The 13663-nt window shown below is 43.0% G+C and carries 15 protein-coding genes and 1 pseudogene; 7 read left to right on the top strand and 9 right to left on the bottom strand.

What is annotated here, in order from left to right:
- Positions 1-107 precede the first annotated feature (107 nt).
- The 4 genes from H9629_RS05565 (at position 108) to H9629_RS05550 (ending at position 5078) form a co-directional block, all read left to right on the top strand.
- Positions 108-752, top strand: coding sequence for an RluA family pseudouridine synthase (locus tag H9629_RS05565; protein WP_225215733.1), 645 nt, complete (start codon positions 108-110; stop codon positions 750-752).
- 143 nt (positions 753-895) lie between these two features.
- Positions 896-3733 carry an RNA polymerase-associated protein RapA gene (gene rapA / locus H9629_RS05560; protein WP_064102160.1) on the top strand — a complete coding sequence of 946 codons (2838 nt, stop codon included), beginning with the start codon at positions 896-898 and terminating at the stop codon, positions 3731-3733.
- A gap of 140 nt (positions 3734-3873) precedes the next feature.
- Positions 3874-4140, top strand: a complete 267-nt coding sequence (locus tag H9629_RS05555; protein WP_064101962.1) for a PAAR domain-containing protein — start codon at positions 3874-3876, stop codon at positions 4138-4140.
- Between the two features lie 137 nt (positions 4141-4277).
- On the top strand, positions 4278-5078 hold the full coding sequence (locus H9629_RS05550) for an alpha/beta fold hydrolase (RefSeq protein ID WP_144723919.1): 801 nt from the start codon (positions 4278-4280) through the stop codon (positions 5076-5078).
- 60 nt (positions 5079-5138) lie between these two features.
- Here H9629_RS05550 and fabR read toward each other — a convergent pair whose 3' ends face one another.
- Positions 5139-5819, bottom strand: coding sequence for an HTH-type transcriptional repressor FabR (gene fabR, locus H9629_RS05545; protein ID WP_064101964.1), 681 nt, complete (start codon positions 5817-5819; stop codon positions 5139-5141).
- A 150-nt stretch (positions 5820-5969) separates the two neighbouring features.
- Between fabR and H9629_RS05540 the strand changes: the two genes are divergently transcribed.
- A complete protein-coding gene (locus H9629_RS05540) occupies positions 5970-7034 on the top strand; it encodes a flavin reductase family protein (protein WP_191730708.1) in 1065 nt (354 codons plus the stop codon).
- A 14-nt stretch (positions 7035-7048) separates the two neighbouring features.
- A complete protein-coding gene (locus tag H9629_RS05535) occupies positions 7049-8143 on the top strand; it encodes a fatty acid desaturase family protein (RefSeq protein WP_004279989.1) in 1095 nt (364 codons plus the stop codon).
- A 189-nt stretch (positions 8144-8332) separates the two neighbouring features.
- Here H9629_RS05535 and H9629_RS05530 read toward each other — a convergent pair whose 3' ends face one another.
- Together H9629_RS05530 and H9629_RS05525 are read right to left on the bottom strand one after the other, a co-directional pair.
- Entirely contained in the window at positions 8333-8986 is a 654-nt protein-coding gene (locus H9629_RS05530) for an HAD-IB family hydrolase (RefSeq protein WP_144723921.1), read from the bottom strand.
- Positions 8953-10161: a DUF1615 family protein gene (locus tag H9629_RS05525; RefSeq protein ID WP_191730674.1), complete on the bottom strand. Its 1209-nt coding sequence runs from the start codon at positions 10159-10161 to the stop codon at positions 8953-8955. Before H9629_RS05525 ends, H9629_RS05530 begins: the two co-directional genes overlap by 34 nt.
- An 80-nt stretch (positions 10162-10241) precedes the next feature.
- Here H9629_RS05525 and H9629_RS15595 point away from each other — a divergent pair.
- Positions 10242-10307: pseudogene (locus H9629_RS15595) on the top strand (hypothetical protein); the annotation flags it as partial.
- 113 nt (positions 10308-10420) lie between these two features.
- Here the strand turns inward: H9629_RS15595 and H9629_RS05520 are convergent.
- The 6 genes from H9629_RS05520 to H9629_RS05495 form a co-directional block, all read right to left on the bottom strand.
- Positions 10421-10705 carry a pyocin activator PrtN family protein gene (locus tag H9629_RS05520; RefSeq protein WP_074382946.1) on the bottom strand — a complete coding sequence of 95 codons (285 nt, stop codon included), beginning with the start codon at positions 10703-10705 and terminating at the stop codon, positions 10421-10423.
- Positions 10705-10869 (bottom strand): hypothetical protein, encoded by a 165-nt coding sequence (locus tag H9629_RS05515; RefSeq protein WP_005104465.1) that lies wholly within the window; start codon positions 10867-10869, stop codon positions 10705-10707. Before H9629_RS05515 ends, H9629_RS05520 begins: the two co-directional genes overlap by 1 nt.
- A complete protein-coding gene (locus H9629_RS05510) occupies positions 10862-11026 on the bottom strand; it encodes a hypothetical protein (RefSeq protein WP_168386814.1) in 165 nt (54 codons plus the stop codon). Before H9629_RS05510 ends, H9629_RS05515 begins: the two co-directional genes overlap by 8 nt.
- Positions 11026-11268, bottom strand: a complete 243-nt coding sequence (locus tag H9629_RS05505; protein ID WP_086044593.1) for a hypothetical protein — start codon at positions 11266-11268, stop codon at positions 11026-11028. The genes H9629_RS05510 and H9629_RS05505 overlap by 1 nt, the downstream gene beginning before the upstream one ends.
- 130 nt (positions 11269-11398) lie before the next feature.
- A complete protein-coding gene (locus H9629_RS05500) occupies positions 11399-12544 on the bottom strand; it encodes a hypothetical protein (protein WP_191730673.1) in 1146 nt (381 codons plus the stop codon).
- Entirely contained in the window at positions 12541-13662 is a 1122-nt protein-coding gene (locus tag H9629_RS05495; RefSeq protein ID WP_191730672.1) for an ATP-binding protein, read from the bottom strand. Before H9629_RS05495 ends, H9629_RS05500 begins: the two co-directional genes overlap by 4 nt.
- Position 13663: the final 1 nt, after the last annotated feature.

Raw genomic sequence — 13663 nt, 5'->3', positions numbered from 1 at the left:
GCTAAATCGGAAATTTCATCACCATTTACACAAATGCGCATTGTAATTATTGGCTAAGCTTTCTATCATTGCCGCCTTGTTTTTCGCGATCAGCCTGGGATTGAACTTTGAGTAATTTTCTAACCGAACATCTGATATATCGTGATGACGATTTCATGGTCATCCACAAACCTGCAGGTTTACTCACAGTTCCCGGTAAAACAGAAGATTTACAAGATTGCCTGATCAATCGTCTGATCAAACTAGAACCTAAAACTTTACTGATCCATCGGCTAGACCGCGACACTTCCGGCATTTTAATCTTCGGTCTGAGCAAGTGGGGACAAAAAACCATTTCCCGCCAGTTTCAGGAACGCCAGACCGATAAAACCTATCAGGCAGTCGTGGCAGGTACATTAGCAGGCGAAGGAACTGTTGAGGTGCCCGTGGTGTATGATCCAAGCCGTCCGCCTTTACATATCGCAGATCCCGCACATCATAAACCGGCCATCACACATTGGCAGGCAGTTGAACATTTTGAAATTCAGGGGCAACCCGTGACCCGGGTGAAACTGACGCCAGTTACCGGTCGTTCGCATCAGTTACGTGTGCATATGCAATATCTCGGACATCCGATTATTGGCGATACTTTATATGCATCACCTGAACATCAACAGCTTAGCTCACGTCTATGTTTACATGCTGAACGTTTGAGTTTTTATCATCCTCAAACAGAGCAGCTGGTCGAATTTTATTGTCCGGCGCCATTCTAGGAAATACTTATTTATTCGACGTGAATTATGCTCACTTTTTAGTGAGCTTTATGTCAAAATACATTGCTTGAAGGTGTGGAATTTTGCTCCAATGACGTTCCGTGATTGAGCCTAATATTCATAATCTTGTACTTAAGATAAAGGTGGAAAAATTGCAGCAATTTGCTATTGGTCAACGTTGGTTATCAGATACTGAAACAGAACTCGGTTTAGGCGTTCTTATTGATGTTGATGAGCGGTCGGTCAGCATTTTATTCCCAAAAAGCGATGAAACCCGCGTCTATGCACGCAGCAATGCCCCCTTATCTCGTATCATATTTAATGTGAATGATGAATTACAGGATCAGGAAGGTGTTACCTGGACTGTTGAATCAGTAGAAGACCGTAACGGCGTGGTGCGTTATCAGGTAGTACGCACTCTTGAAGATGGCACAGAAGAACGTAAGGCACTGAATGAAACCCGTCTTGGTGCGACTATCCAGCTGTCTAGGCCTTTAGATCGTTTATTGGCCAGTCAGATTGATTATAAAGAATGGTATGACCTGCGTATTGAAGCGCTGCTGATGCAGGCCAATATGCAAAGCAGTCCACTGCGTGGTTTGGTCGGTTCGCGTGTCGGCCTGATTCCGCACCAACTCTATATTGCCCATGAAGTCGGTCAGCGTTTTGCACCCCGTGTATTGCTGGCCGATGAAGTCGGCTTGGGTAAAACCATTGAGGCAGGTCTGATTATCCACCAGCAGCTTAAAACAGGCCGGTCTGAACGTATCCTGATCTTGGTGCCAGATTCACTGCAGTACCAGTGGATGATTGAGATGCGCCGTCGTTTCAATCTTGAATTCTCGCTGTTTGATTTGACCCGTACTGCTTCGATCAAAGAACATGATCCTGATCTGAATCCATTCCTGACCGAACAAAAGATTATTGCTTCTGTCGATTTGATGGTTGACCATGAAGATCTTCGTGAGCAGGCACTTGAAGCCGGTTTTGATTTGCTGGTAGTTGATGAAGCGCATCATTTGATGTGGAGTGAAGAAGAGGGTGGCAACGACCGTTATGATCTGGTTGAAGAGCTGGCTGAACATACGCCGGGTGTATTGTTATTGACAGCGACACCTGAACAGCTTGGTGTGGAAAGTCACTTTGCGCGCCTGCGTTTGCTCGATCCGCAACGTTTTAACTCGCTGGATCGTTTCCTAGATGAAGAAGCGCAATATCAGCATACGGCTAAAATTGCAGAAGTGTTAATGTCAGACATGCCGCTAGAAGCTGAGCATTTCGCTGCGATTGAGACCTTATTAGGACATCCGATTGAGGATCTTCCCGAGCAGCGTTTCCGTGCGATTCATGAGCTTTTAGACCGTCATGGAACAGGCCGTATTCTGTTCCGTAATACGCGTGAAGCAATTCAAGGCTTCCCGGGACGTGACTGTCAGCCCGCACCATTGCCGGCACCAGAACACTGGTCAAAAGACGGAAAACTACGTGAGCAAATGTGGCCTGAAGAAGCCCAGCTGGATGGCTCGTGGATGGAAACTGATCCACGCGTGATGTGGTTGATGGAAAAGCTGCGTACAGACCTGAAACACAAGAAAGTATTACTGATTGCCCGAAGCGGTCCAGTGGTTGAAGCGCTGGAAAATGTGTTGCGTTTACATGCAGGTATTCGTACTGCGATGTTCCATGAAGGCATGAGTCTGCTGGAACGTGACCAAGCGGCGGCTTATTTCGCTGAAGATTCGTATGGCGCACAGATTCTCCTGTGTTCGGAAATTGGTTCAGAAGGGCGTAACTTCCAGTTTGCTTCTGATCTGATTCTGTTTGACTTGCCCGCGAATCCGGATGTGCTGGAACAGCGTATTGGTCGTCTGGACCGTATTGGCCAGGAAAACCGTATCCAGATTCATGTGCCTTATCTGGTGGGTACCGCGCAAGAGCGTATGTTCCGCTGGTATAATGAAGCCTTGAATATTTTCAGCAATATTTCACCAACTGCGCAAACTCTGCAAGAAAACTTTATTGTTGCCTTGAAAGACTGTCTGCTTGCTGACAAAGGTCAGGAATTTGAAGACCTGCTGGAAGAAGTCAGCGTGCAACGTGAGGCTTTGGAAGCGGAATTGCAGCAAGGCCGTGACCGTTTACTGGAGTACAATTCATGCCGTCCGGTGGTGGCACAGGAAATTGTCAACGCGCTTGAAGATTATGATGATAATACCACTTTGCCAATGTTCATGAAGCGCTTCATGGCATCGACCAATATCGACTTTGATGAACAAAGCAATGGGACCGTGATCATCAAGCCAACCGATCAGATGCAGGTTCAAGGTTTGACTCTGGACGAGGAGGGCATGACAGCCACCTTCTATCGTGATCAGGCACAAATCCGTGAAGATGCGCAATATCTGACACTGGAACATCCATTCACTGAAAGCGTGATGGAAATGATCAATACTCAGGGCTTTGGTAGTACCAATGTTGCAGTGCTAAAATCTGCGGCGTTGCCACAAGGTTCGGTATTGCTAGAAGTCTGGTTCAAGGTCGATGTGGTTGCACCGAAAGCATTGAACTTGCCATCTAGCCTGCCGCAACAGTTAATCCGTGTCTTACTCAGTGAAAAAGGTCAGGATCTCTCCCAGAAGATTGCACCAGAAATCCTGAAGCCTTATCTACATCATTTGGATGGCAATAGCTGCCGTCAGGTGGTGAAAGCACGTCGTGATGTGATTGAAGCACGTTATCAGCAGGCACTTGAACTGGCACGCAGTGCTTTGCCGGGCTTCAAGCAGCAAGCCAAAGAAGTGTATGGCAATAAATGGCAATATGAAATTGATCGCCTGACCTATCTGAAACAGTTCAACCCAAGTATCCGTGAAGATGAAATTGCACGTTTACAGAAATTGCAGAAAGAAGGTTTAAGCTTACTGGATGGTCTATCTGTAACGCCTGAAGCCATTCAGGTGATGGTTGTGGTTAAGCCTTAAGCTTTAAATCATTAAAAAATGCAGCTTTCGGGCTGCTTTTTTTATGGGCAAAATCCAGTTTTATTATTCTTTGTCGGAGAATGCTGGCCTGTTATTTTTCTCCTGTTTAAAATTGGCCCACTAAATAAGAACTAAAAAGCATGTCAAAAGCACTGATTACACTGGGCACAAAGACCAGTCATGGCGGCATGGTGACTGAATGTGAACCCTCTTTTTTGATTCATGGTGTTGCCGTACATTTAAATGGCATGAAGCATTATTGTCCCAAATGTCTAACTACCGTTAGCGCGATCGCTAGTGAATTGTCTGTTACTGTTCAAGGACGAGCCGTTGTCATTGCAGGAGATAAGGCCAGTTGCGGGGCGATTTTTCTACCCATGCAGCATTTGACTGTATCGCAGAAATAAGTCTGTTATTTTTCTAGAGATAGCGAGAAGTGACTTTGAGGTCATGCGTTGAGCATTTTTGTACTGCCAAATTAATACGCAGCGCATTAAGCTTGGCCTACGATTTCAGGATGAATACGCACTGCGTTTAAAAAATAATGAAGCAAGCCCTACATTTTACTCATGCCAATGGTATCCCTGCGGCAACTTACAAGAAGTTTCTGGATTATTTTCAGCAAGACTATGAAGTCAAAGCGATTCCATTTATCGGCATGAATCCGCAATATCCGATTACGCGAGACTGGCGTTATCTGGTCGATGAAGTCATTGCAGATATCGAGCAGCAGTTTTCTCAGCAACAGGTGATTGGTCTAGGGCATTCCTTTGGTGGTCTGGTAACCCTGATGGCAGCGTATCGACGTCCAGAACTGTTTTCCAAACTGGTCATCATGGATCCACCGTTTGTGATTGGAAAAAACAGCGCCATATTTGAACTGATTAAAAAGCTGAATCTGAAAAGTATCGATCGTTATACACCCGCAGGAATTACACTAAAACGCAAGGATCATTGGCCATCGAAACAGGTCGCGATTGAAGCTTTGCGATCTAACCGTCTGTTTAAAAATTTCGATGAGCAGTGTTTTGCTGATTATATCGAGAGCGGTATTCAGCCAGAATCTGAACGCGGTGGGGTGACGTTAACCATTCCCAAACAGGTAGAAGCTGAAATTTTCCGGACTGTACCCGCATGGTGGTGGAGAACGCCACGCCGAGCGCCTGAAGTGCCGATGCATCTGATTACTGCCGAGCAGAGCCAGTTTTATCAGCAGGGTTTGCCACAAGGGATGCACAAGATTTACCAGATTGATTATTCAGTGGTCGAAGGTGGACATATGTTCCCGCTTGAGCATCCAGAAGCTACTGCAAAGGTAGTCAAAGCCCAACTTGCACTTTTATGATCGGCACAAAAAAAGAGACATTGATTACGTCTCTTTTATATCCTTTTACGCCATGAAGAATTAACGTAACTGAGAGTCTTCCAGATAGCGTGCACCTTCAAGAATCATCCGAATCATGATCATAGTCTGTTCGGCAATTTCTTTGCGGTCTTCAGCGGGTATATCAATCACATTGGCACCCATGTTGAACACCAGCTGTGTAATCGCTTTGGCGGCAATGTCAGCATGTAGCAGCTTTTTATTATTCAGACGTTCCAGACGGATCAGGTCATCTTGCAGTTCTTGCTGGAAATAATTCAATTGACGCTCTACCGCCTGTTTATAAGACTTGGAGCCGGTATAACCTTCACGCAATAACAGGCTTAGATTGCCTTCATCGGCATCGAGCTGGGCAATAAAAATTTCTACAGAACTACGGATGATGCTGTTCTGGCGGGAAGCTTGCAGCCGTGCCTCATTCAAAATCTGACGCAATACAATCCCCGCACGATCTATCAGCTCAATGGCCAGTTCATCAATATCTTTAAAATGACGATAGAAACTGTTTGGGGCAATACCGGCTTCACGTGCTACTTCACGTAAACTTAAAGAAGCGATGCTTTTTTGTGGTCCAATCAGATTCAAGGCAGCCTGAAACAGCTCTTCCTTGGTAATGGTAGCCTTGCGACCGACACTCCGTACGATAATCGGCTCATCAATGCTTTTCGATTGTAGTAAAGATGCATCACTGCTTATTTTCATTGAAGGCTCGTTCATCGATAGGTTCATGCATGACATTTTATTATAACCGAGCTAGTCAAGCTTGTGAAATGATTAGAAACAATACGATTGTATATACAAATATATATACATGTGTATAATAATTAAAAACCCAAGGTGATGTCACAAACAATGCATGTACTGCAAAAACTTAAAATGCCATTGAATGCACTGTCTGATAGTGTAATCGATCAGCATGCAATTAATTTCTGGATTCAGAAACTCAATCCTGTGTGGTCGTTGAATCAGCCATTAGGCAAGATCGTGCATATAGAAAATGCAGCACAGGATATGCTGAGTCTGAAAATTCAGGTGAATCGCTTATTTAAGTTTGGTGAAGCAGGGCAGCATCATCCGGTCTATGTGGTGGTAAACGGCATCCGTTATGAACGTAGCTATAGTTTGACCCGTGTAGATGCGCAACATGTTTTATTGACCGTGAAAAAAGTCAATGCCGGTAAAGTCAGTACCTGGTTGGCAGAACAGGCACAAGTGGGTGATGTGATCGAATTTGGTCAGCCTTATGGTGACATGACCTTGCCTGCGCAGACCAGTCCATTGATCTTACTTGCTGCAGGGAGTGGTATTACTCCAATGCTCAGTATGCTGGAAAGCTTGAGCAAAAAAGGTGAACTATCTGCACCGGTCACTCTCTGGTACTGGGTTAAAAAAGATCAAGATGCCGCATTTAAAGTACGGTTTGAAGAACTTGCTCAGAAACATGCAAATTTCTCATTTCATGTGTATGCCACTCAAGAACAGCCAGCTGCTGCGCGTCTGGATGAAACCTATCTGACCGATCTGCAAAATCTGGAAAATAGCATTGTATATTGCTGTGGTCCTTCAGGTTTTGTATCTAAAGCAGAACAGCTTTTTACTCAGGCAAAACAGTTTAAAGGTGAAGCCTTCAGCATGAGTTTGGCGGATCTATCGGATACCGGCTTTATTAATATTACCCTGACCCAGTCGAAAAAAACGGTCAGCATTCCAAAAGGCCAGTCCATTCTGGTGAGCCTGGAACAGCAAAATATTAAACCGACCCATGGTTGTCGTATGGGCATTTGTAATAAATGTGCCTGCAATAAAGTAGAGGGTTCGACCAAGAATCTGGTCAACGGTTCGCAAAATACCGAGCCCGGCAACCTGCTCAAAATTTGTATTAACTCAGCGCAGACTGACCTTGTCATCGACTTATAAGCGAGTTTTATCCTATGAATATGCCAGTAAAATTACAGTATTTTAAAAATCCTAAAAACCGTGAATTAACCCAGTTTGAACTTGATGAACTTGCACGTGAACTCGATGCGATTAAGCAAGAAGTGCTAGATGACCTGGGTGAAAAAGACGCCAAATATATTCGCCGTGTCTATTCAACTATTCGTTATTCGTCGATTGCCGGTCGCGCCTTGTTATTTGCAGGCTGGTTCCCGCCAGCATGGCTATTGGGTACAGGTCTCTTGGGCTTTGCCAAAATTATGGAAAATATGGAACTGGGTCATAATGTCATGCATGGTCAGTATGACTGGATGAATGATCCTAAACTCAATGGTCAGACCTATGAATGGGATATCGTAGGGACTTCAGACAACTGGCGTCAAACCCATAACTTTAAGCATCATACCTATACCAATATTAAGGGTATGGATGATGATATCGGTTATGGCCTATTACGCCTGTTCCCCGAACAGCGCTGGAAACCGGGCTATTTATTGCAACCGATTTATGCAGTGCCATTCTGTTTATTGTTCCAGTGGGGCGTTGCAATTCAGAATCTTGAATTGGGTAAATACTTCAAAGGCCGTAAAAGCAAAGAGCAGACCAAAGAAGAATGGCGTCCAATGCAGAATAAAATCGGTAAGCAGTTGTTTAAAGATTATGTATTCTTCCCACTCATCGCGGGTCCTGCGGCTTTACCGGTTTTAACCGGCAATATGGTGGCCAATGGTCTGCGTAATATCTGGACCTTTAGTATTATTTTCTGTGGCCACTTTACCAAAGATGTAGAAGTATTCCCGAAATCAGTACTGCAAAATGAAAGTCGTGGTCATTGGTATATGCGCCAGATTCGTGGTTCATCCAACCTGACCGGTTCTGAGGCTTTCCATATTTTAACCGGCCATTTAAGTCATCAGATTGAACATCATCTGTATCCTGATGTGCCTGCACGTCGCTATCGCCAAATGGCACCGAAAGTTCAGGCTGTTTGTGAAAAATATGGTTTGAACTATAACAATGCCAGCTTGGTAAAACAGTACGGCAGTGTGATCAAACGTATTGTGAAATATGCATTTCCGTTTAAGAAATAATTTTTCTTAAAGCTAAAAAACCACTTCAAATGAAGTGGTTTTTTATTTAGGAGGTGAATACTTCAGGAAGTCAAAGTCCTAATTGCAAAGCTATTTAAGATGATTTCAAGGCATAAAGTAAAAAGTTAATATGCCATTTATAGCGTTGTCTAAAGGCGTTTAGTTGGTTAACCCTATAGAATGGAAAGACTAATATGGCATCGAATGAGCTGAAATATTAATTTTTGGAAGCTGTTGATCTTGACCCTCAAAATAGCTTTGCTGCGCCAGACTGAGCATTTCTATATCTTCCTTGCTATTCCCATAAGCATAAATTTCAGCATAATTATCCAGATTATATTTTTCTAGAATTCTAATTTTCTTTTGTGTATTACTACAGTCAGGAGTTTGATAAAACCCTGTCAATTTCCCGGCTTTGATTTCAACTTCGCTACAGATTAAATCGATATTTAAATAACTGCACACCGGTTTAAGATACAAATCTAATGAGGCGGATACCAGCACGACTTCATGTCCTAATTGTTGATGCTGTTTAAGTTGCTTTAATAATTTCGGATTTAACTTGAATATTAGTTGTTGCGCATAATCCTGAGCTAATTGCAGAATTTCCCCTGCATCACTGTTTTTAAACATGCTGGCATACAATTTGGGTCGCATGCGATGTGCCGGATAGAAATTTAAATAATAGGCCTGAATCCATGGCAAAATTTGCATGCCGCGTTTCACAATATGCCGTTTTCTTAAGGCATGGAAAATGAACCCGGTAAAGCTATCATGCAGATACAGGGTTCCATCAAAATCAAATAAGGCTAGAGTTTTAGATTCTTGATTTTGCGCATGCATGTTTGATATCGACCATCGACGCGGGTAGCAAACCAGTTAGTATTATAATCACGACTTAATTTTGGTCCGGAAATGACCACTTCCGGCATAATGGCATAGATTGGATCTTTACCCGTCTTTTCCTGATAGAGCTTGCTAACGCCACGATAAGTCATGGTAGCTTCAAAATCTTTCTCTTTTTCCTTTTTTAAATCGGCACGGATTTGACGTTCAGTAATAATAAAATTATTTTTGGCAAAAACACTGATCAGCTCGCGCTCGGACTGGCTCTTTTGTGAGCGGATTGCTCCATCTTTAGTATATAGCAATAAATCGCCATCCAGATCGAGTTCGGCTTCAGTTAAATCATTTAACATGCTCTGAAAAGCTGCATTTCGACTGGAATACATACCGGAATTATAGTCCGCAAAACGGTAAATCGGCTTGTCATAATCTGCCGGATACATCATCAGGCGATGAATCCCATAATACAATCCCCCATATTGACTATAGAGATCGGTACGCAGTTCTGCAATATTGCCACCTTGACGTTTATGCTCTTTGGCATAGCTGATATGCACTTGCATTGAACCCAAGGTGGTAATCGGATTCATTTTCTCAGCAATATTCTGCCCGACCAGTTTGGCAGCACCAGTGAGTGCGCTGACATGATAATGCTTCGACATATAGTCAAATATTTCACGATATAGCTCATCCAGTTCCCGTTCAGTTTTGACCCGGCGCATCTGACTCAGGAAATTGTCTTCAGGGCTTGGATGATTTTTAAGAACTTCCTGAAAATATCCAGCAACTGTTCCACCAATTGCCTCACCAAGTTTGTCTTTGAATTTTTCATCAAGACGGCCTTGAACTTCTTTAACCGCTTTTTCACCCAAACCCGGAACAGTAGGATCTGCAACAAAGTTAGATTCCTGATCAACTACTGCCACAATGGTGCAGACATTTTCCTTGGTCTGAGGAATGCCAAGCTGTTCAGTAATATCGTAAATATCTTGTGCCCAAGATTCACGTTGATTGACACGGCTTGGAATAGCTTTACGAATATGTTCAACTTCAAGTGTTGGTTCATCATCTTTTGACCACCATGAACCGTTGCCACAGCCAGCAAGACTTAAAGAAAGTGCGAGCACAGACAATGACTTAAGAGAAAAACAAGAGGTAAAAGTTTTATTCATGGTGCGGTAAATTAACTGAAAAGATGAGTGAATAAGACAGATGCAGTATACTATGCTCACCAAAAAAGTGATGAATTTATATGTATATTGGTCCCTATCAACTGTCAAACAATTTAATTGTCGCTCCCATGGCAGGTGGGATAGATTAATCATAAATACATTATAAAAATTATTATTTATCAGTATTTTATTAAATAACCGCATGGTGCAAGGTGCAAAATAGGTGCAACCATGCGGCAATTAATCAATAATTTAGCAATCAATGGTTCATTGCTACCCAGTCTTTCTTAGACTCTTTTTGTATTGCTTCAAGCCAGAATGCTACATCACTTAGATGAACATAAAAAGGTGAGTTACGTCCATCGGACTTGAATGCAGGAAATGGAAGAGTGCATTTATTTGCGCGCTTATTTGCCTGTTCAATTGTAAGATGAGGCAAGTAATCAGGCAAGAGCTCTTCAAGTTTGATTACAGGTTTACGGTACTTCATGAGTAACATAAAACTGATATCAACTGGATCATCAATTTTCATAGCTGCTCCCATTATGAAATCTCCTTCAAACTTTGTTTTACCGATTCAGGTAACCCAAAAAAATCATTTAGAGTTTTATCAAATTCACCGCTTTCAATGAATTGATCCATCAGGTTTACTTGCTTATCGATATTGCTATCTTCACAAGGCTCACATGGTTTTTGAATATCAATCATTGTTTTCTCCTTGAGCCTTCAAGTATTCAAATTTTGCATCTGCCCAGTTCTTTGCATCATATGGGCTTAAACCTTTTTTCTTGCACCAGTCAGCGCACCAGAGCCACTGCACATCATCAAATGGGGTTGGCTCAACTATTTGATCAGTACTATCCATCACGCCACCTTCACATCTAAATAATCAGGGTTATCCAGGTGTTCTTCATATTCATCGAATAGCACCTGACATGCCGCATTACCTGTTAAATCTTTCTTTAAGAGCACGTAACTCAGTGTCTTGCGTGTGCCTTTGCCGCTAAATGTCGAGCTGCCATCCGCAAGTTCATTTTTGGTATAACCCAATTTCTCTAGCCACAGCTTGAAACCAACTTCATGCTTCTTTTTAATTCTGAAGATCATCTGTACCCCCAGGTGTTCGCAAAATTTCGAAGGCAATCATCAATACCGAATAGGTTGATATTGCGGTAAGTTCTAACCCGACCCTTGTACTGCACAAGCAGCACGCGGGTCATAGAAGAGTAGGAATAACTCATGAAGCCTCCCCAGTTTCAGCAGCTTGAATCAAGGCATCTTTGCGCTGTGCATACAGGCTAAGTAGTTCCTGATGATCAGATGGAAGTAATTTAGCAGCAGGTATCGCTGGTGCTAGTCGTTCTAAAGTTTCAACGGAATCCATGTCATAGATACGGTTGATCAGAACTTGCTTCTTCTTTTTGTAGAACAGATCGATAGAGGCACTACCATGCTCAGCACTTTCTACTGATGCTTGTTTGCGTGCGGCATTTTCAATTTGATCAATCAAACTTGGTTGCACGACTTCAATAAATTCATCTGCGATTGGTTCAGGTTCAACCTTAGGCGTGTATTGCTCAGGATCCAGCTCAAGCAATTTATCTTCGGTAAGCTTGCATAAGTGCTGTTGATCTTTTTGATCTAAGTGTCCATTGGCCAGAAATACGTGACGGAATGAAAGAACGTCATCCTCCTTAGTAAACTGATCAATTTGTGCAGTGAACTTTTTAACAAGCTTTACCCGGTCGGTTTCAACTGAATCCGCTTCAATTTCTGTAACTGGAGTTTCAGTATTAATAGTGGCTTCTTGCTCTATGGCCTCAATAGGCTGAATCACCTCTGGCTCAGGCTGTTTTTCAATATCTGGTACAGCATCACCTGGGCCAGCTGGTATGCCAGGCTGCTCAGTATCTTCCTTGGCTTTTCGACTACGACGTTTCTTTTCAGGCTTTTCCTCACCGCCAAGTCGTACAACCAGGCAATCACCACTTAATTCACGGCCTAAAACCTTAGATATTGCTTGTAATTGAAGCTTTGCATTTTCAGCATCATATTGTACAAATCCATTATTGATGGATTCTATGAGTGCTGTACAGGTCATCTTGCCGAACTCAACAACATAGATAGATGAACCATATGTGTTGATGACATAGATATCTTGACCTTCACGAATATCATCAAGAGTTAAAGGCTTGGTAAACGTAATACCAGCCAGCTCCATGGTTTCAACCTTGATGCAGAACTCATAGCCTGACATAGCGAAAATCGTGGCAGGGAACTGAGACAGGTCATCAAAATCCATTAACTCACCAGCAGCGCGGCACATGATATTTCGGCCAGCCATCATTGCCTCAAAAGCTTCTTTGCTATTTAAAATTTTCATGCTGTCATTGCTCCCTTCGCTACTTGTTCTATTTCATTTTTTACGGCTTCAAATTTAAAAGCTTCTATTTGGTTGAGAGCATCAAGCCCTAAATGTTCACACACTGTTTTTGTATCAAGGCCACAGGTATCGATAAAGTCCTGTAGATCTGCAAGCTGCTCATCAGAGATGCCGTTGAACTCTGGTGGATCTACCCAGGCATTACGTTGTTTATCGAACGTGCACTTCATTTCTAGAGCACGACGAACCAGTTCAGAACGCATATTCTTGTAATACATGTGAGTGTCTTCAAGAGACTGAGTGAGTTGATTTAGATCACTCGCATATTGGGCCTCACCACAGCTTTGTACCCAGTTTTCTAGATCTTCTTGAGCCTTGATTGCGGCCAATTGATCTGGTGTCAGGGTATTAATATGGTCCTTCGCCTGTTTGATAAGGTCTGCCAGAAACGTAGGATTGGTCTTTAGATCCGGCACCCATACTTCGCCAGTGTCACCACCTAGACCACCTGCATTTTTAGCGTGATGGGTAGGGCAAGGCTTAAAGCTAATTACTCGAGCATTCTTACCTTCACCAGTAGTGACTGTGGTCAAATAGCCCATGATGTCAGCAATGCGATATAGCTCATTACGGTTTTTACCACCCAGATCAGGGCGATAAATTACCTGGTCACCGCTTTGATCTTCAGAAGCATGGGCAATAAACACCACATCTTTTCCTGAAGCGATCAGCGTATTCACGTACTGCTTAAAGATGTTGTTGGCCAAGCCCTGGGCTTTAAGCTTTAACGATCCATCTTTTTGTTTGTTGGTCGCATTCAGCATTAAATGTGTTTTGATGCTTTCAAGCATTGCACCGACGGTATCAATCACAATGGTGTTATATGGTTCAAGATCAGCCATTGTGAGGTTTGCAACGTCAGACCACTGGTGAGCCTGAACTACAGCACCGCGACGAAGTTCACCAGTACGGTGGGAACCTTTGTCAAAGTCGAATGAAATAGCTTTATCACCAGTAAAGCCGATAGATGTTTTACCTAAGCCAGGATCGGCATACAGGTAAACAATAATTGCCTGGACTAGCAGCGCTTGATTCGCTGGAATAATATTAATCGCCATC

The sequence above is a fragment of the Acinetobacter pecorum genome, from assembly GCF_014837015.1.
GTDB lineage: Bacteria > Pseudomonadota > Gammaproteobacteria > Pseudomonadales > Moraxellaceae > Acinetobacter > Acinetobacter pecorum.
The sequence above is the reverse complement of the archived record's forward strand: the minus strand, read 5'-3'. Positions and strand labels throughout refer to the sequence as shown.

Coding starts and splice junctions, on each gene's coding strand:
- H9629_RS05555 (WP_064101962.1), top strand. CDS start 3,874: ATGTCAAAAGCACTGATTACACTGGGCACAAAGACCAGTCATGGCGGC.
- H9629_RS05550 (WP_144723919.1), top strand. CDS start 4,278: ATGAAGCAAGCCCTACATTTTACTCATGCCAATGGTATCCCTGCGGCA.
- fabR (WP_064101964.1), bottom strand. CDS start 5,819: ATGAAAATAAGCAGTGATGCATCTTTACTACAATCGAAAAGCATTGAT.
- H9629_RS05540 (WP_191730708.1), top strand. CDS start 5,970: ATGCATGTACTGCAAAAACTTAAAATGCCATTGAATGCACTGTCTGAT.
- H9629_RS05535 (WP_004279989.1), top strand. CDS start 7,049: ATGAATATGCCAGTAAAATTACAGTATTTTAAAAATCCTAAAAACCGT.
- H9629_RS05530 (WP_144723921.1), bottom strand. CDS start 8,986: ATGCATGCGCAAAATCAAGAATCTAAAACTCTAGCCTTATTTGATTTT.
- H9629_RS05525 (WP_191730674.1), bottom strand. CDS start 10,161: ATGAATAAAACTTTTACCTCTTGTTTTTCTCTTAAGTCATTGTCTGTG.
- H9629_RS05520 (WP_074382946.1), bottom strand. CDS start 10,705: ATGGGAGCAGCTATGAAAATTGATGATCCAGTTGATATCAGTTTTATG.
- H9629_RS05515 (WP_005104465.1), bottom strand. CDS start 10,869: ATGATTGATATTCAAAAACCATGTGAGCCTTGTGAAGATAGCAATATC.
- H9629_RS05510 (WP_168386814.1), bottom strand. CDS start 11,026: ATGGATAGTACTGATCAAATAGTTGAGCCAACCCCATTTGATGATGTG.
- H9629_RS05505 (WP_086044593.1), bottom strand. CDS start 11,268: ATGATCTTCAGAATTAAAAAGAAGCATGAAGTTGGTTTCAAGCTGTGG.
- H9629_RS05500 (WP_191730673.1), bottom strand. CDS start 12,544: ATGAAAATTTTAAATAGCAAAGAAGCTTTTGAGGCAATGATGGCTGGC.
- H9629_RS05495 (WP_191730672.1), bottom strand. CDS start 13,662: ATGGCGATTAATATTATTCCAGCGAATCAAGCGCTGCTAGTCCAGGCA.